Raw genomic sequence first — 18,550 nt, 5'->3', positions numbered from 1 at the left:
TGGAAAGCAGTATCGAATTTCTTCCAATTTATTTTGTCGGAGAGTTTGTAGAGAGGGTGAGAGGGGTTCAGCATATCCAACAAACTGCTGAATAATGAAGGGCTGGGATAGGGCTTTTTAATCATATAAATCTGCAAGTTTCTGAATACAAAGATAAGAAAACTTGCAGATTTATCAAAGGAATATCTTGATTAATTTACTGAATATCAGATGATAAATGGGAATTTAAGGGACGACTATATAGCACCTTGCAAAAATCCTTCACGCCTTCACCAGCAGTCATAATCATCTCACAATCTGCAAGATACGGGTGAATGATTTCCACAGGAAACACTTCTCCATATAGCTTCATCACAGACCAAAACGCTCAACCATAACCCCTTGATTTTCAAGCAGGGTGAAGGCAGTGAAGGCAAAAACACACTTTTCGACAGTAGAGACGTGCGCATGCGCGCGAGGAAGCAAGGGGAATGCAACGCCATTATGTCTCTCCGGATTTTCAGAGAAGAAATACTCAAATCGTGCAGACCAATCATCCCCGACAGAGGAGAGAAGAAAAAACTCAGAGGTAGTTTTACGTAACTCAGAGCTGCGTAAAACTACCTCTGAGTTAAATTTCGCTCCGATGGAGAAAGCGACAGGTGCAACCTTTCGGTTTAATTGCGGGGCTTTCCCCAATCCCGTTGGCGCGGCTGGGCAGGTTTGGGTTTGACCTTGATTTTGTCGAAACCATAGCCAAACACTCCACTGGCGAGCGTCTGACTCACAAAGGCATTGGGATCGATGCTCTGAATGATGCGGAAGATGATGTTGGATTCGCTTTTCTTGGCCAACACCACGAGCACTTTGCGTTCCTGCTTGGTGTACCACCCCGTACCGTCGAGCACCGTCACCCCACGGTGGAACTCGTTGATGGCCGAGGCGATGTCGTCGTAGCGCTCCGAGAAGATGAGGAACTGCACCGACTGCCGTCCCTTATTGACCACAAAGTCGAGCATTCCCGTGATGACGATGAGCGTGGTGTAGCCATAGAGGAGATTTTGCAGATTGCCGTTGGGCAGGAGGAGCGAGGTGCTCACGATGACAATGTCGCTGATGAGCACCATCGTGCCGAGCGAGACGTTGCGGTGCTTGTTGACCATGGCTGCGATGACGTCCGTGCCGCCCGTCGATCCATTGCTCAAAAACACAAGTCCCATGCCCATGCCCATCATGCAGGCGGCAAAGATGCAACTCATGAAGGCATTGCCGATGACGATAGGGAGCTTGACGTGGGCATTGAAGCCGGCAGGAAACAACGCGGGATTGGTGGCGTAGAGGTACTGCATCCCCCACTCCACGCCGGAGAGCAGGAGGGTGAGCATGAGCACGGCAAAAATCGTCTTCACGCAGAAGCGCAACGAGAGCGTGCGGAGCGCCATAATGAGGAGGAGGGTGTTGGCCAGAAAGAAGGTGTACTGCACCTTCCACCAGCCGGTGGCGTAGAAAATAATGGAGCCCAAACCGGTGGTGCCGCCGGTGGTGATTTCATGAGGCAGCAGGAAGAGCGTGAAGCCCACGGCATAGCTCAGCAATCCGAGCGTGATGAGCAGATAGTCCTTGGCTTCGAGCCAGAGATTGAATTTGAAATGTGGAGACATGGTATGGTAAGGGGTGAATTTGCCCTTTTCACCAATGGAAAAGGGCAAACGTGACATTACTTTTTCAAGACGATATTGACGATACGACCCGGCACGACGATGACTTTGGCCACGGTCATTCCTTCAAGATAGCGCTGACTTTGCTCCGCTTCGAGAGCCGCCTTTTCGATGTCGGCGGCTGCGGCATCGGCAGGGAAGTCGAGGGTGAAGCGGGTCTTTCCGTTGAAGGAAATGCCGAGGGTGACGCTGTCTTCTTTGAGATAATCCTCGCAGAACTCCGGCCATTCGGCATCGCACACGCTGGTGGTGTTGCCCAAGGCGTGCCACAACTCTTCGGCGATGTGCGGGGCGAAGGGGGCGAGGAGCACCACAAAGGTGGAGAGCACGCTACGCGAAGTGCACTTCTGTTGCGCCCATTCGCCCACGGCAATCATGAAGGCAGGCACGGAGGTGTTGTAAGAGAACACTTCGATGTCGTCGCTCACCTTCTTGATGAGTTTGTGGAGCGTTTTGAGGTTTTCCTTCGTGGGCGCGTCGTCAGTCACGGTGAGGGCATCGCCCTTGTAGAAGAGGTTCCACGCCTTCTTCAAGAAGCGGAAACAGCCGTCGATGCCGTTGCTGTCCCACGGCTTACTTTGGTTGATGGGCCCGAGGAACATCTCGTAGAGGCGGAGGGTGTCGGCCCCATACTTTTCGACGATGAGGTCGGGATTGACCACGTTGTACATCGACTTCGACATCTTTTCGACCGCCCAGCCACACACGTAGCGGCCGTCTTCAAGCACGAATTCGGCGGTGGCATATTCGGGACGCCAGGCTTTGAAGGCTTCGAGGTCGAGCACATCGTTTTCCACGATGTTCACATCGACGTGGATGGGCGTCACGTCATAGTCCTCCTTCAAGCCGTGGCTGACGAAGGTGTTGGTGTCCTTGATGCGGTACACGAAGTTGGAGCGGCCCTGAATCATACCCTGATTGACGAGCTTTTGGAAAGGTTCGTCCTTGGGGCTGATGCCGATGTCATGGAGGAATTTGTTCCAGAATCGGGCGTAGATGAGGTGGCCGGTGGCGTGCTCCGAACCGCCGAGGTAGAGGTCGACATTCTGCCAGTAGGCCGCGGCCTTCTTGCCCACCAAAGCGGTGTGATTGCGCGGATCCATGTAGCGGAGGTAGTAAGCCGACGAACCGGCGAAACCAGGCATGGTGCTCAGTTCGAGAGGGAACACCGTCGTGTGGTCGATGCGGGTGTTGTCCGTCACGCTGTTGGTGGTCGTGTCCCACGCCCAGCGAGTGGCATTACCAAGGGGCGGTTCGCCCGTTTCGGTGGGGAGGAATTTCGAGACCTCAGGAAGTTCGAGGGGAAGGCATTCGGCCGGAATCATCTGCGGCATGCCGTCCTTGTAGTAGACCGGAAAGGGTTCGCCCCAATAGCGCTGGCGAGAGAAGATGGCATCGCGCAGACGGAAGTTCACCTTGACGCGACCGAGGTGTTGTTCGGTTACAAAGGCTTTGGTACGCTGGATGGCTTCTTTCACCGAAAGTCCGTTGAGCGTAAATCCGTCGCGAGCCGTTTTGCCAGCCGCCGGCGAGTTCATCACGGTGCCTTCTTTGGCATCAAAGCTCTCTTCGCTCACATCGGCTCCCTCGATGAGGGGCAGAATGGGGAGATTGAAATGGCGGGCAAAGGCATAGTCGCGGCTGTCGTGGGCAGGCACGGCCATGATGGCACCGGTGCCGTAGCCGGCCAGCACATAGTCGGAAATCCACACGGGAATTTCCTCGCCGGTGAACGGATTGACGGCATAGCTGCCGGAGAACACACCGGTCACGCGGCGATCGGCGATGCGTTCGCGCTCGGTGCGCTTCTTGGTGGCTTCAACATAAGCCTCCACTTCGGCACGCTGCGCCTCGGTGGTGAGTTGCGCCACGAGTTCGCTTTCGGGAGCGAGCACCATGAAGGTAACGCCGAAAATCGTATCGGCACGGGTGGTGAAGATGGTGAAACGGACGTCGCTGTCTTTCACCGAAAATTCCATTTCGGTACCTTCCGAACGACCAATCCAGTTGCGTTGCGTTTCTTTAAGCGAGTCGGTCCAGTCGATGGTTTCGAGTCCGTCGAGCAAGCGTTGGGCATAGGCGCTCACGCGCAAGCACCACTGCTTCATCTTCTTTTGTACAACAGGGTGTCCGCCGCGTTCCGAAACGCCGTCTACCACTTCGTCATTGGCCAACACCGTGCCCAAAGCGGGACACCAATTGACCATCGTTTCGCCCAAATAAGCGATGCGGTAGTTCATCAGCACTTCTTGCTGTTCGACACTACTCTTGGCCGCCCACTCTTCGGCGGTGAAATGCAGTTCTTCGCTCTGTGCCACATTCAGCCCGGCGGTGCCGTGGGCTTCCAGATGCGCCACGAGTTGTTCGATGGGCGCAGCCTTTTGCGCAGCGTTGTCGTAGTACGACGCGAACATCTGCTGAAACGCCCATTGCGTCCAGTGGTAATAGTCGGCATCGCAGGTGCGGATTTCGCGACTCCAGTCGAAGCAAAAGCCGATTTTGTCGAGTTGTTCGCGATAACGGGCAATATTCTGCTGGGTAGTGATGGCAGGGTGCTGCCCCGTTTGGATGGCATATTGTTCGGCCGGCAGACCGTAGGCATCGTAGCCCATGGGGTTCAGGACGTTGTAGCCGCGCAGACGCTTGTAACGGGCATAGATGTCGGAGGCGATGTAGCCGAGGGGATGCCCCACGTGCAGCCCGGCTCCCGAGGGATAGGGGAACATGTTGAGCACGTAGAACTTCGGTTTGTCGGTTCTCTCTTCTGTGCGGTAAGTACCCTCACGCGCCCAAATTTCGCGCCAGCGCTTTTCAATATCTCTGAAGTTATATTCCATAGCTTTCGTTTGCTTATTGTTTTATATCTAATTGCAAAGATACATCAACGCTTGCAAAACGACAAGAAAAGCATTGACTTTCTCTTCTTTTTCCTCTTTCTTACATTAAAAAATGAGCTTCTTTTCGGTTATGTTGTGCGAAATCAGTATCTTTGCGCCCAAATCAAATGATTAAGACAACAAAACACATGGATAAACTCTCTTATGCCCTTGGCTTGATTATCGGCCACAACCTCAAAGGAATGAATATCGATGGTCTCAACAGCAGCGAATTTGTACGTGCCGTCGAACACGTGATTCAGGACGAAAAACTCGAAATGACCGAAACGCAAGCACAAGGTCTTGTGCAGAAATATCTCCAAGAACAACAAGAAGTTGCCGGCAAAGCAGCCCGTGAAGCCGGTGAGCAGTTTCTCGCCGAGAACGCCAAGAAAGAAGGCGTGACGGTAACGGCTTCCGGACTGCAATACGAAGTGCTCACTCCTGCAATCGGCCAAAAGCCCACGGCTGCCGACCGCGTGCGCTGCCACTATGAAGGCCGCCTCACCGACGGCACGGTGTTCGACAGCAGTTACAAGCGCGGTGAACCGGCGACGTTCCCCCTCAACGGCGTCATTGCCGGATGGACGGAAGGTTTGCAACTCATGGCAGTAGGCGCCAAGTTCCGCTTCTTCATCCCCTTCAACCTCGCTTATGGTGCACAAGGCGCCGGTAGTAGCATTCCTCCCTACGCAGCGCTCATCTTCGACGTTGAGTTGCTCGGCATCAACGAGTAATTCAACCTTTCGGATTTTTCCTTTTTCGCAAAACAAACAATATCATAACACAATGAAAAAAACTTGTATGGCAGCCTTGATGGCAGCCACCGCGCTTCTGAGCGCCTGCAACGGCAAGGGCAGCCAGCCCGAAGCCGATCTGAAAACCGATGTCGACACGCTGAGCTATGCTTTGGGGATCTCCAACAGCCCCACGGAAGAAGAGGCCAAGATGTACCTCATGCAGGCCGGCAGCGACTCCACCTACGTGGAAGCCTTCCTCAAAGGTATCAAGGATGGTCTCCACTCGTCGGACGACAAGAAGGAAATCGCTTACCAGATGGGTATGCAGGCCGGTATGCAGATGAAGACGCGCATGTTCACCGGTGTTGAGCAGCAGGTCTTCGCCGGCGACAGCACCAAGCACCTCTCCACCAAGCAATTCCTCGCTGGTTTCCTCGCCGCCCATTCGGGCAACAGCGGCCTCTACCTTGACAAGGAGAAGAAGCAACCCATCACTCGCGAAACCGTACAGCCCATCCTCAAAAGCGTGATGGACCGCATGACCGCTGCGGCCAACGAGAAAGTGTTCGGCGAAGCTAAGAAGCAAAATGAAGCTTTTATGGCCAAGATTGCCAAAACTCCTGGTGTGAAGCCTCTCCCCGGCGGCGTTTACTACAAGGAAATCGTAGCCGGCACCGGTGCCAAACCTCGCACCGACCAGACAGTGGCTGTGACCTACGAAGGTAAGCTTTCCAACGGCACCGTGTTTGACTCCTCGCAGGGGCAGCCCGCCAACTTCGCCTGCAACCAAGTCATCCCCGGCTTCACCACCGCCCTGACCAACATGCAGGTGGGTGCAGAATGGGAAGTCTACATCCCCTGGAATCAAGCCTATGGTGCACAGCAGAGCGGTCCCATCCCTCCCTACTCTGCTCTCGTGTTCAAAATCAAACTGGTCAAAATCAACGACTAATATATTTGCGGTGACCTTGTGCAGACCGCACAAGGTCGCCTGCATTTCGCCTCTCATTTAGCATCTATCGTTATTAGAAAATGAAACTTCGCTCTCTGCTCCTCCTCGCCCTCGCTGCCACCCTCGGCTTGGGTGCTGTGGCTCGCGCCCCCAAGAAGCGCAAGACCACCGTTGTCGAAAACAAACTCAAACCTGTCCCCGCAGCCGAATTTTCTTATGCCATCGGTGTGGCGCAAGCTCCCTCGCTCAAGAACTACATTGCCCAGCGCGGCATCGACTCCACCCAGTACAACCACTTCATCGAAGGGCTCAGCGGTCGCTACACAGTCGACGACGTGAAACGTATGCGCGCCATCGTCTCGGGGGCCGACATTGCCGAACAAAATGCTAAAGTCATCCCCGCCATCAACAAGCAAGCCACCGGCAAGGAAGACACCACCTACGTGGACGGACGCCTCTTCGTGCAAGGGCTCATCGACGGACTTTCGGGCGCTGCCAAAATCTCGGCCGACTCTGCCTCCAAAGTCGCTGAGCAGCAAGAAAACTACATGAACGAAACGCGCAAAGCGGCTAACGCGGCTTTCATCGCCAACTACAAACAGGAAAAAGGCGTGAAGTCCACCCCCAGCGGCTTGCTCTACAAAGTCATCACGCAAGGCACCGGCACACTTCCCACCGATACGGCACAAGTGGAAGTGCACTATGAGGGCAAACTCATCGACGGCACCGTCTTCGACAGCAGTTACCAGCGTGGACAAACAGCCACTTTCGGAGTAACGCAGGTCATCAAAGGCTGGACCGAAGCCCTGAAACTGATGCCCGTAGGATCTACCTACGAACTCTGCATCCCCTACAACCTCGCTTACGGCGAGCACGGCAATCGCACCATCCCGCCTTTCGCCACCCTCATCTTCAAGGTCGAACTGATTGCTATCAAATAGCGCTCCGTTCCTCCCTGTGTTTTCATCTCAAAAGCTCCCCATCGCGCGTTCCTTGCCCGATGGGGAGTTTTTTTGTTGCTTCTTGCCCTTCGGACTTATCGTGTAAATCGCGTGTGAAACGCCCTTCTCCCTTCGAGCGACCAAAGCCATTCGTCAGAAAACACAAGAATTTTCAAGAAAAACAAAGAAAACACCTCCACCATTCGCAAGTTATTCTTATATTTGCCCTGCTTTTCCATCGCATCTCAAAGGAGTTGCCCCACCTTGAAAGCGACATTTCACCCCACGTTTCATCCTTAAAAACACTACTACTATGTCGCCCATCACCTCCTTCATCGCCCTCTACGACCGCTTGCAGGCGCTGCCGCAGCGTGCCCGTGTGGCCGTGTGCCATCCTTCCGACGACCACACCCTGCGTGCTGTGATTGAAGCAGTCGAGATGGGATTCGTCCACGCTATCCTCGTGGGCGAAGTTCACGAAAAGACTTTGCGCCAGGTGGCTCCCGAAGTGGCGGCCCACATCGAGCTTCGGCCTGCCCCCACCATCGCTGAGGCCATCCGGAAGGCCGTACAACTGGTACACGACGGGGAGGCCGACCTCCTCATGAAAGGGATGGTCAACACCGACGACCTCCTGCGCGAGGTGCTCAACAAAACCTATGGCCTGCGCCCCGAGGGCAATGTCATCAGCCACGTGGCCGTGTTCGAAACCAGCGAGACCGACCGTCTGCTGCTCCTTTCCGACGTGGCCGTCATCCCCGCTCCCACCCTCGAACAGCGTGCCGCCCAACTCCGCTACACCACCACTGTGGCCCGCTCTTTGGGCATCGAAGTGCCGCGAGTGGCGCTGCTCCACTGCACCGAAAAGGTGAGCGAGAAGTTTCCCCTCACGCTCGACTACGTCACGCTGAAAGCGCGTGCCGCTCAGGACGAATTTGGGCCGATACTGCTGGATGGGCCGATGGACCTCCTTTGCGCCATTCTCCCCACTGCACTGACCAACAAGGGATTGCAAAGTTGCCTCGACGGCAAGGCCGACATCCTCTTGATGCCCGACATTCAGGCCGGCAACATCCTCTACAAAGCCCTGCAATACTTCCCACAAAGCAGCACCTCGGCCTCGATGCTCTGCGGCACATCAGCTCCGGTGGTGCTCACCTCGCGCGGCGACACCATCGAAACGAAGGTCAACAGCCTGGCCCTGGCCGCGCTGCAATGCCGAGCGGATTAGCCCCACCGGCCATCTCCCCCAACAAAGCCCACGAACAAAACACACAGACATGAAAATTCTTGCCATCAACCCCGGGTCGACGAGTACGAAGATGGGTGTTTTTTTAGAGGAAAAGCCCCTCCTCATCAAGTCCATTCCCTACACGCCCGACGACCTGGCCCCCTTTGCCAATGCCTTTGAGCAACTGTCCATGCGGCGCAACGACATCCTCCACGCTCTCGAAATCGAAGACATCGACTTCAACTTCGATGCCATCATTGCCCGCGGCGGACTCACCAAACCCATCCCTGCCGGTGTCTACCGCGTCAACGAACAGATGCTCCTCGACACCCGCACCACCCCACGCCAACACGTCTGCAACCTCGGTTGCCACATCGCTGCCGCATTGGCGGCCGACCTCCCCGGCTGCCTGCCTCTCGTGGCCGACCCTGAGATTGTCGACGAGATGCTCCCCGAAGCCCACATCTGCGGCAGTCCGCTCATGACGCGCGCCAGCGTGTGGCACGCCCTCAACCAGCGCGCCATTGCCCGCCACTTTGCCAAAATCCGCGGCTGTCGCTACGAGGACCTCAACCTCATCGTGGCCCATCTGGGCGGCGGCATCACGGTGGGCGCTCACTGCAAAGGGCAGACCATCGATGTGAACAACGGGCTGGACGGAGAAGGCCCGTTTTCTCCCGAACGTGCCGGTTCGCTCCCCGCTGCCGACCTCATCCGCCTCTGTTTCAGTGGGAAGCACAGCGAGGAAGAATTGCTCAAACGCATCGCCGGAAAAGCCGGTCTCAATGCCCACCTCGGCACCACCGACACCCGCGAAGTGCTGCGCCGCGTGGCAGAGGGCGATGCCCACGCCACCCTCATTCTCAACGCCATGATTTATCATATCGCCAAGTCCATTGCCGCCCAAGGTGCCGTGCTTTGCGGTGCAGTGGACGCCATCCTCATCACGGGCGGATTGGCGCACTCGGACTACATCACCTCCCGCCTCCGCGAGCGGGTGAGCTTCATCGCCCCCGTCCACGTGTTCCCTGGCGAAAACGAGTTGCAAGCGTTGGCCGAAAATGCCCTCGCCGTACTGCACCAAGAGCGCGAAATCCACGAGTACGAATAAATAACGTCTTTTCCCCATGAAAAAACTCCTCAACCTGTTCAGCCTCAACGGCCGCGCCCGCCGCATTGAGTACGCCCTTATGCTCATCTATGCCGTCCTGGCCTCCTATCTGTTCTACCTCTTCTGCTTCGCCTCCCTGTTCGGCGGGCGGGAACATTTCGTTTTCGATGCCCCGGCTCGCATCCTCTTCCCTCTCTCCGGCGTGCTGGTACTCTACCCCTTCCTCGCCACGGCCGTACGCCGCCACCACGATTTCGGCCGCAGCGGTTGGTGGGCGCTCGTCTGCCTCCTCCCCATCATCGGGCAAATATGGATGATGGTCATTGCCGTCATCGACACACAACCCTTCGACAACCGCTACGGGAAAAATCCTAAGGCCCAAACCTAATTCTCCTCGCGCGCGCGTATACTCTACAATAGTGTCGTTTTTTTGCCTTCACTCCTTCATCACGCTATTTAAGCGGCTCATTTTCTTTTATTTACGGGTGAAGGCAAATCACAAAATTGCCTTCACCCCAAGCGCCTCCTCTATGACGAGGAAAGACTTGCGGTGAAGGCAGTGAAGGCAAAAAACAACTTGTTGTAGTGTATACGCGCGCGAGGGAACAGCACATTTTCACCTGCTGTGCTTGTCGTGCCAACTATCTCCCATGTAGTTTCAACTACCTCTGAGATAGTTTGATTTATCTCAGAGGTAAATTTTTAGCCTCTCGCCCCCGAACCTTATCCTGAAATTCCGCGACTCAACTGTTAAATTCGTGTTAAAGTCGGGGATGAGTGGTAAGATTCGAGGGCGAGATGTCTATATATAGATAACAGGGCGTTGAAGAAATAGTTATAAGTGTTGTTCCAGCATCGCTTTTAGCGACTCTACAGTCACGATATCAGTCGTAGCAAGACGGATTGGAGCAAGAGCATATTTAGAGAGTACCTGATCTTTAAGGGAATCTCTCGACTGCTGAACAACATTGCCTTTATGAAAGTGCCAACCATCTACTTCTATGGTGAGCAGAGCTTGCTTGGTGAGCGAATTGTAAACAAGAAAATCTACATGAGCCAGTTTGCTTCCAGCAAAACTTTTTTCCTCTTCATTGAGCAGCGTCCAGTCGGCAATCAGTTTGAACAAAGGATAATGACATACCACAGAAAGATTGGATTTATTCAAAATCGAAAGGGCTTGCATCAAGGTGTCATAAACCAGATTTTCAGAGAGATAATCCGAAACTTTTAGATGTTCCTTTTCATAAGCCAATCTCTCTGCGCTGTATTGGCGATAGAGCAAATCAAACACAGAGTGCAATCGACTCTCTTGTATCTCAAAATTATTGTATCGGATATAGGAAATCAGTTGCGACAAGTTAGTATCCTTGGATAGTTCGTTACCAGTAGTGACGATGCAAAATTGCTTTTTGGCACGCGATATCGCGACATTAAGAAGATTGTCATCATCAGAAAATGTGGTAGGTACATTATCGACAGTCGTAAGAATGATCGTGTCACACTCCCGCCCTTGGTACTTGTGTACGGTACTGGCGATATCTTGACCCAGCGCTGCATTGATTTCTTTGGCTTGATCGGAGTAAGGAGTAATAATGCCTACACTTCCCTTATCTGCATATTGCGGCATAACTTCTTGGACGAGGACATCTATTTCCCGTTGATTGATATGTTTATTCGCATGATTTCCCTGTACCGTTCGGACCACTTTTAACACCTTCTCTTCTCCTGAGTCGTTGGTCATCGGAATGAGTTCGCCATTATAGAATCGCTGATTACAAAATTCGATAATCAGAGGATGGCAGCGATAATGCTCTCGCAAAAGTGTGGTAGGGGCATCTCTGAAAATTTCCGTGCAGGATTGTAAAAAATTATGGGTGATGGCATTGTAGCGCTCGTCCACTTGAAAGGAGGTAAGAACGGTACGAATGGCGAGTGCCTCCTCTTGAGTGACCACATTGGGCAACTGCTTATCGTCGCCAACGATGACCGCGTTTGTGGCACACGACAAAGCCAACGCTCCCGTCTTGATATCGGACTGCGATGCTTCATCCATAATTACATAGTCGAAGACCATATCTTTTCCAATGCAGCTTTTAGCAGAATAAGTGGTACTCAGCACAATGGGGTATTCTTTCAGGAAGGCCTCTGTTTTCGTCTTAATTCCTTTGATGGTAAACAGTTGTTTCACCCGATGCCCATATCGTTGAGCAATCCTACTTTTCAACACTTGGAGAGAGGAGGTGGTAAGTGCTTGGAGATTTTGTTGTAGATTTATGGTTTGAAGTTGCTCCGTGAGAACGCCCAACTCTTGCTCTATTTCCAACTTACGTACACAATAGTAGGCTTGTTCCAAAGCGGCGACCACTTCGGTAAGATTTCCTCTCAAGAAAGAGAAAGCGCGAATGCCGATAAAAAACATCCATTTCAAGCAAAACCAAAGGGAAGGCTTCCTGTCACGCTCTGCCAGCATTTGGCATCGGGTGAGCAGTTTCATGAGCTTTTCTGAGCGCTTATGGTTGAGCCAATCTGGATGCGATTGTCCTTCTTTGAGCAGATTATCATAGTGCTCCTCAGTCATCAAAGCATCATACTCTGCTCTGAGAAGTGCCAATTTCGTTTGGCTGTCAAATCCAAGCGATACGGAAAGAAGCGCTTCTTTAGCCTGCTCTTGAACCTCCACCAAATTGCTGATATGCCAGGAGGTCATATCGGGATAGGCAGACGACTGATTTTCGATAAAAGTTTCTTTCCTCTCCGCATTACCCAAGGGAGCAATGAGAAAGTCTAAACCTTCTGTTTGTAGTTTTTCTGCTATATTCTCTACAGCCGAATTGTTGTTGGAAACAATCAGCACCGTCTTATTAGCCAATAGCAAATTGGCAATAATGTTTAGTACAGTTTGTGTCTTTCCCGTGCCCGGAGGACCTTGAATAAAACTAACTTGGTGTGTCAAAGCTGCTTCTACGGCAGTTTTTTGACTAGCATTACAGCCAAAGGGATAATAAACTTGGTGCGGTAGATTGTAGGTAGCAAGTTGGGTCTTATCACCTAGATATTGTGCCAAAGGGACATTGTCGCGCTTCACATCGACCAAGTCGTATTTGAAGGTAAGTGTATTGACCCCGTTGTCTGATTGCAACCCCGTTTCTTCTGCAATCTTTCGCAGATAGTCCCATGTCGAGCCACCGGTTTTATCTATCGGTGTACGGGTAACATAGACATTTCGTCCTTCCAGACATTCTGTTCGCCCATCTTCGTAAACAACTCGATAAAAGGTATTTTTCTCATGGGAGAAACGAAGCAATTCGTCCGCTCCCATAATGTGTCGATTGTTGATGTAAAGTCCTTTGTTTTCAAGATTTATCGTTTCGGGATGTGTTAGGTAAAGCAAGCGCGCATAGTTGTATTGAAACACACGTGGCGAAGATAGAAAACAAACTTGCCAATAACCGTTTGTTTTCTTTTGAATGGAGGCAACTTGCTCGGTGATAAACATTCGTTTGTCACCTTTTCGCTTCAAATCCACAATCATGTACTGCCTTGCATCCATATTTAACCCTCTGTTTCCTTTTAACTATGCCTTCCCATCGCGCTCAATCAGCGCTAAAAGGCGGTCGACGGCTTCGGCAGTAGGGATGCCGCGCTCCACACACACTTTTCCACGATAGAGGGACACTTGGCCGGGGCCGGCACCTACATAGCCGTAGTCGGCATCGGCCATTTCGCCGGGGCCGTTGACGATGCAGCCCATCACGCCGATTTTTAAGCCTTTCAGGTGGGCGGTGGCGGCTTTGATGCGGGCGATGGTCGATTGCAAATCGTAGAGCGTGCGACCGCAGCCCGGACAGGAGATGTACTCCGTGCGGGTCATACGTAGGCGACCGGCTTGGAGGATACTGAAAGCTGTTTCGTCGCGCTCGGCTAAGGGAGAGGCGAGCATTAGGCCATCGGTGAAGCCATCGAACATGAGCGTTCCCATATCGGCGGCAGCTTTGATTTGGAAATCTTCTTTTTCGCGGTCGGCATACTGCTGGAAGAAGACAACCGGATTGGTCAGTCCGGCGTTGCCCATTTCGTGCACCAACGCACGGAGTTCGCCGCTGCGGTTGGGATGGTTGGACTGCGCGATGATAACGATTTCGGGATGGTATTTGAGGCAGGCTTTCACCTCTTCATTCAGCTGAACATAGGAGAGGAAGAGGAATTTGGCTTTGGCCGAACATTGGCTCACAAACATCAGATAGTCGGGTACGAAAGCGGGATAGGTGCCGGCTTCGCCCGTCCACGAAGGTGCATCGACGATGGCAGCGGCGGTGCGCTTTTTCCAATCGGATGGGAGGTTTTCTCCGAAGTAAGTGTAGTCGGGATGGGGCACTCCTCCGTTGTAGGTGGGCGCCGCCAGTCGGGTGTCGGCTTGATAGGACATGACGACGGGCGCATGTTCTCCACCGATGTTGAGCACCGGACAGGTGGGACGGCGTTGGGGGTGAAGCCAGTCGAATTTCAAACAGGCGAGAGCGGGAATGCGGGGGTGTCCGGAGCGCGTGCCGAAAACATAAGAGGCGAGTTTGTAGGCCACAGGGATTTCCTGTTCGGGATCTTCGGAGAGGGAAACACGGATGGTGTCGCCGATGCCGTCGGCCAACAATGCTCCGATGCCCACAGCGCTTTTGATGCGGCCGTCCTCGCCTTCGCCGGCTTCCGTGACACCGAGGTGGAGGGGGAAGTCCATCCCCTCACGCTCCATGGCTTCGACCAGCAGACGCACGCTCTGCACCATGACCACGGTGTTGGAGGCCTTGATGGAGATGGCGACGTTGAGGAACTGCTCCTTCATGCAGACACGCAAAAATTCCATACAACTTTCCACGATGCCGGCCGGTGTGTCGCCGTAGTGGCACATGATGCGATCGGAAAGGCTGCCGTGATTGACGCCGATGCGCAAAGCGGTGCCGTTGGCTTTGCAGATGTCGATGAGTTTTTTGAAGCGCGTTTCGAGGCGTTCTAATTCGGCGGCATACTCTTCGGGCGTATATTCGAGGCTCTTGAAGGTGCGGGCGGGATCGACATAGTTGCCGGGATTGATGCGCACCTTTTCGATGATGCCCGCAGCGACGTCGGCCACATTGGGGTTGAAATGCACGTCGGCCACAAGAGGGGTGTGGTAGCCTCGGCGGTCGAGTTCGGCACGGATATTGCGCAGATTTTCAGCCTCGCGGGTGCCTTGGGTCGTGAGACGCACCAAGTCGGCACCGGCTTCGATGATGCGGATGCACTGCTCGACACTGGCTTCGGTGTCGGTGGTGAGCGTGGTGGTCATGCTTTGAAGACGGAGCGGATGTCCACCGCCCATGAGCGTATTGCCCACCTTCACCTCATGGCTTTTGCGGGGATTGAAATTGAAAAGATCTATGTTCTTCATGATGAAAATTGCTGGAAGAGAGAAGTGTCCACCATGCGCCGACAGCGTCGTAGGAAGGGCGTTGAAGTTCGTGGAGGAGAGGCCGAAGAAGGCGGTTCTACATTCAAAAAATCTACCTCGGCACCGGAGTGTTGTAGCACAAAGCGGAAAGAATCAGTGCCGAGGTAGATTTTGAAAAAGGCAACAGCCGTCAAAAAGAAACGGCTGCGGTGCGACTTAGCACTTGAACTTGTAGGTCGTCGCTGCCAGTTCTTCGTTGGCTTTGACGATTTTGTTCTTCAAGTTGTGCTTGTAGTTTGCAAGGCGTTCAGCCACGGCGCTGTCGGTGAGGGCGAGCATTTGTACGGCCAAGATGGCGGCGTTCATCGCTCCGTTGACCGCTACTGTGGCCACGGGGATGCCGGGAGGCATTTGGACGATGGAAAGCAGGGCATCGAGCCCGTCGAGCATTCCTTTGATGGGTACGCCGATGACGGGGAGGGTGGTGTTGGCGGCAATAACACCGGGCAGGGCGGCAGCCATACCGGCAGCGGCAATGATCACCTTGATGCCGCGCTCTTGTGCCGAGGCGGCAAACTGCTCCACTTCGGCCGGTGTGCGGTGAGCCGAGAGGGCGTTGATTTCAAAGGGGATTTCCATTTCGTCGAGGAGCTTTGCAGCTTTGTCCATAACGGGGAGGTCGCTGGTGCTACCCATGATGATGCTTACGATAGGAGTCATGTTGGAGAAAGATTTTAGGGGGGATTGATAGAAAAAGGGGGTTGTATAGGTTCGCCTAAATGAAATAGACCACTGCCCATCCGCAGACGAGACCGATGATGACCCCAAAGAAGAGTTCGCGGTAGTTGTGCACCTTCAAAATCATGCGACTGCTGCACACTGCCCCACTCAGAAGGATGGAGAGGCAGAGCCAGGCAATGGCGTTGAAATGAAACACGAGCGAGAAAGCCATGAGCATGCCCACCACTGCGCCTGAGGCGGCAGCGTGGATGGAGATTTTGATCCACACATTGGTCAGCGCACACACCATCTGAAGCGACAGCGCCGACATGACCACTGTGGACAGGAAAGTGGGGATGTGGAGCGAGCGCATGAGGATGTAAAGACTGCCGTAGCACACGATGTTGATGATGTAGGGCACGAAGCGGCGTTCGCGGCGGCTCATTTGGTGGCTCGTCCAGCCATTGATACGCCGATAGAGGTAGATAGCGATGAGTGGAAAAATCCACGTAAAGATAACCACAATGCCCGCAAAGGCCAGGCGGTAGTGGTTGTCAAGCTGGTTGAGGTAGCTGAACATCAAGAGCAGCGTCACCGCCACCGTGGGAAGATAGAACGGATTGAAGAGGGCTGAAATGGTGCGCGCTGCGAGGATGAGATATTTATTGTTCATTGCTTTGTTACGATAGCAGGATGAGCGGTCGTGGCAAGGGGGAGTTGCCCCACTGCAAAGGTACAAATTTCTCTTCAAATCGTTTGCGTTTGTCTGGGAGAAAGTATACGTTGTTTTTCCGTTCTTCGTCTTGAAAGTACGTTTGAAAATTGCAGTTGATAGACGAGGGGCGAATGGTTTTTCTCCTTCATTTTTTGCCACATCGCAGAAAAAAGTGGGGGAAAAGTTTGGATAGTCCAAAGAAAAGCGTATTTTTGCGTCCGAAAATTGAGAACCCTGCTCTTGCGCTCACAAAAGGGCAGCCCGGCTTACCCACAAAAATCACATCATCATGTATTGGACTCTCGAACTGGCCTCAAAACTCGAAGATGCCCCCTGGCCTGCATCAAAGGACGAACTTATCGACTATGCCATGCGCTCCGGCGCGCCAATGGAAGTGGTGGAGAATTTGCAAGAACTTGAAGATGAGGGCGAAGTCTATGAAACCATCGAAGACGTATGGCCTGACTATCCGACCAAAGAAGACTTCCTTTTCAACGAAGACGAATACTAAACTTCGCCTCCATTTCGAATATAAACGCCCACGCAAGAAATTCCTTCATTCCGATGAAATTTCTTGCGTGGGCGTCTTGTTTTCCAGTTATAGAGCCGGAAACTGATGGTTACAAACCGAGTTCGCGGCTGATGTCGAGCATACGTCGGATGGGCTGCACCGCCTTCTCGCACACTTCCGCGGGCACTTCGATGGTGGGCCATTCGTAGCGGAGGGAGTTGTAGACCTTTGCCAAGGTGATGAGCTTCATGTAGTTGCACTCGTTGCAAGCGCAGGTGCTGTCGTCGGGCGGAACGGGGATGAACTGCTTCTGCGGAGCTTGGCGTTGCATCTCGTGGAGGATACCGCTTTCGGTGGCCACGAGGAAGGTGTCGTGCTCGGAGCGAACGGCATAGTTGAGGAGAGCAGCGGTCGAGCCCACCAAATCGGCCAACTTCACCACAGGACCTTGACACTCAGGGTGTACCAGAATTTTGGCCGTGGGATATTGGCGCTTCAAGTCTACGAGTTTTTCAAGCGAGAAGCGCTCGTGCACGTGACATGCTCCGTCCCAGAGCAACATATCGCGCCCCGTCACGCTGTTGATGTACGCTCCGAGATTGCGGTCGGGCCCGAAGATGAGTTTTTGTTCTTTGGGAAACGACTCCACGATTTGCCGCGCGTTGGTGGAGGTCACCACCACATCGGTATAGGCTTTGGTGGCAGCGGTGGTATTGACGTAGGAAATGACTTTATGGTCGGGATGCGCCTTCACAAAGTCGGCAAACGACTCCGCGGGGCAACTCTCTGCCAGCGAACAAAGCGCGTTGAGGTCGGGCATCAGCACCGTTTTGTCGGGACAGAGGATTTTGTCCGTTTCGCCCATAAAGTGTACCCCGCACATCACGATGATGTCGGCATCGGTCGTAGCGGCCTTTTGTGCGAGCGCAAGACTGTCGCCCACAAAATCGGCAATATCTTGCAAGGCGCCGTCCACGTAGTAGTGGGCAAGAATGACCGCATTTTTCTCCTGAGCAAGGCGGCGGATTTCGGTTTTCAAATCTATGCCCGCAGGAATGGGTTCGTCTACATAACCTTTTTCAATCCATGAAGGCTTGGGAGTGGGAGTGGGCATTGGAGAGAGGATAATTTAGTTCATTAAAAAATAATATCTGGTGCAAGGGGAAACGAAACCAATGACGTGTTGCGCAGGTGAGCCTGAAAGGCTCTAAGTTCAGTAACCCGGGGTAAGTGAAGAAGAACTTACCCCGGGTGGATCACGTTCTCCTGCGATGCACCCTAAAAGGGTGCTTCTACAATCACCTTTTGAGTGCGTTTGGTGCGAAACACGATGTGGTAGAGTAGATGGGTATAACTCATATCAAATGAGAAATTGATGCCGATGCTGTTGTACCCCGTTGGGGTACCTATTTGTGGGGCGCTCACTACCCGGGGTAAGTTCCGCGATGCTCCACTTACCCCGGATTAATGAATTGTGAGCCTTTCAGGCTCTCTTGCAAGCTCAATACGAACAAACAAAGTAATCATTCCGTTAGTAAATGATGAACCTTTCAGGCTCTCTTGCAGATTCAACACGAGCAAATAAAGCAATCATTCCGTTTAGTGAATGACGAGCCTTTCAGGCTCTCTTGCAG

14 protein-coding genes are annotated in these 18,550 nt (G+C 53.2%); 7 read left to right on the top strand and 7 right to left on the bottom strand.

The annotated features are described in order from the left end of the window. Positions 1–656: 656 nt before the first annotated feature. Together H8527_RS09365 and leuS are read right to left on the bottom strand one after the other, a co-directional pair. The gene (locus tag H8527_RS09365) at positions 657–1,640 is read right to left on the bottom strand and encodes a YitT family protein (RefSeq protein WP_187547658.1); all 984 of its coding nucleotides are present in this window, start codon (positions 1,638–1,640) and stop codon (positions 657–659) included. Between the two features lie 56 nt (positions 1,641–1,696). After that, entirely contained in the window at positions 1,697–4,534 is a 2,838-nt protein-coding gene (leuS, locus tag H8527_RS09360) for a leucine--tRNA ligase (RefSeq protein ID WP_187547656.1), read from the bottom strand. Positions 4,535–4,722: 188 nt separating this feature from the next. On the opposite strand from leuS, the gene H8527_RS09355 reads away from it, so the two are divergent. From H8527_RS09355 to H8527_RS09330, 6 genes are all read left to right on the top strand, one after another. Continuing rightward, complete coding sequence (locus H8527_RS09355; protein ID WP_187547654.1) at positions 4,723–5,310, top strand: FKBP-type peptidyl-prolyl cis-trans isomerase; 588 nt, start codon at positions 4,723–4,725, stop codon at positions 5,308–5,310. Positions 5,311–5,362: 52 nt separating this feature from the next. Then, positions 5,363–6,265 carry an FKBP-type peptidyl-prolyl cis-trans isomerase gene (locus H8527_RS09350; RefSeq protein WP_187547652.1) on the top strand — a complete coding sequence of 301 codons (903 nt, stop codon included), beginning with the start codon at positions 5,363–5,365 and terminating at the stop codon, positions 6,263–6,265. A gap of 80 nt (positions 6,266–6,345) precedes the next feature. Beyond that, a complete protein-coding gene (locus H8527_RS09345; protein WP_187547650.1) occupies positions 6,346–7,206 on the top strand; it encodes an FKBP-type peptidyl-prolyl cis-trans isomerase in 861 nt (286 codons plus the stop codon). A 313-nt stretch (positions 7,207–7,519) separates the two neighbouring features. Then, positions 7,520–8,437, top strand: a complete 918-nt coding sequence (locus tag H8527_RS09340) for a phosphate acyltransferase (protein ID WP_187547649.1) — start codon at positions 7,520–7,522, stop codon at positions 8,435–8,437. A 49-nt stretch (positions 8,438–8,486) separates the two neighbouring features. Then, positions 8,487–9,548, top strand: a complete 1,062-nt coding sequence (gene buk / locus H8527_RS09335) for a butyrate kinase (RefSeq protein ID WP_187547647.1) — start codon at positions 8,487–8,489, stop codon at positions 9,546–9,548. Between the two features lie 16 nt (positions 9,549–9,564). Further along, positions 9,565–9,936: a DUF805 domain-containing protein gene (locus H8527_RS09330; RefSeq protein WP_187547645.1), complete on the top strand. Its 372-nt coding sequence runs from the start codon at positions 9,565–9,567 to the stop codon at positions 9,934–9,936. 447 nt (positions 9,937–10,383) lie between these two features. On the opposite strand, the gene H8527_RS09325 is transcribed toward H8527_RS09330, so the two are convergent. The 4 genes from H8527_RS09325 to H8527_RS09310 all read right to left on the bottom strand — a co-directional run bounded on the left by H8527_RS09325 (position 10,384) and on the right by H8527_RS09310 (position 16,363). Further along, positions 10,384–13,098 carry an AAA domain-containing protein gene (locus H8527_RS09325; RefSeq protein WP_187547644.1) on the bottom strand — a complete coding sequence of 905 codons (2,715 nt, stop codon included), beginning with the start codon at positions 13,096–13,098 and terminating at the stop codon, positions 10,384–10,386. A gap of 24 nt (positions 13,099–13,122) precedes the next feature. After that, a complete protein-coding gene (locus tag H8527_RS09320) occupies positions 13,123–14,961 on the bottom strand; it encodes a 4-hydroxy-3-methylbut-2-en-1-yl diphosphate synthase (protein WP_187547660.1) in 1,839 nt (612 codons plus the stop codon). A 225-nt stretch (positions 14,962–15,186) separates the two neighbouring features. Next, positions 15,187–15,690, bottom strand: a complete 504-nt coding sequence (gene purE / locus H8527_RS09315; protein ID WP_187547642.1) for a 5-(carboxyamino)imidazole ribonucleotide mutase — start codon at positions 15,688–15,690, stop codon at positions 15,187–15,189. A 55-nt stretch (positions 15,691–15,745) separates the two neighbouring features. Then, entirely contained in the window at positions 15,746–16,363 is a 618-nt protein-coding gene (locus H8527_RS09310) for a hypothetical protein (protein WP_187547640.1), read from the bottom strand. Between the two features lie 331 nt (positions 16,364–16,694). On the opposite strand from H8527_RS09310, the gene H8527_RS09305 reads away from it, so the two are divergent. Then, positions 16,695–16,916, top strand: coding sequence for a DUF2795 domain-containing protein (locus tag H8527_RS09305; RefSeq protein ID WP_187547639.1), 222 nt, complete (start codon positions 16,695–16,697; stop codon positions 16,914–16,916). A gap of 109 nt (positions 16,917–17,025) precedes the next feature. On the opposite strand, the gene nadA is transcribed toward H8527_RS09305, so the two are convergent. Then, on the bottom strand, positions 17,026–18,030 hold the full coding sequence (nadA, locus tag H8527_RS09300; protein ID WP_187547638.1) for a quinolinate synthase NadA: 1,005 nt from the start codon (positions 18,028–18,030) through the stop codon (positions 17,026–17,028). Positions 18,031–18,550 lie beyond the last annotated feature (520 nt).

It is taken from the genome of Alloprevotella sp. Lung230, from assembly GCF_014385435.1.
GTDB lineage: Bacteria > Bacteroidota > Bacteroidia > Bacteroidales > Bacteroidaceae > Alloprevotella.
The sequence above is the reverse complement of the archived record's forward strand: the minus strand, read 5'-3'. Positions and strand labels throughout refer to the sequence as shown.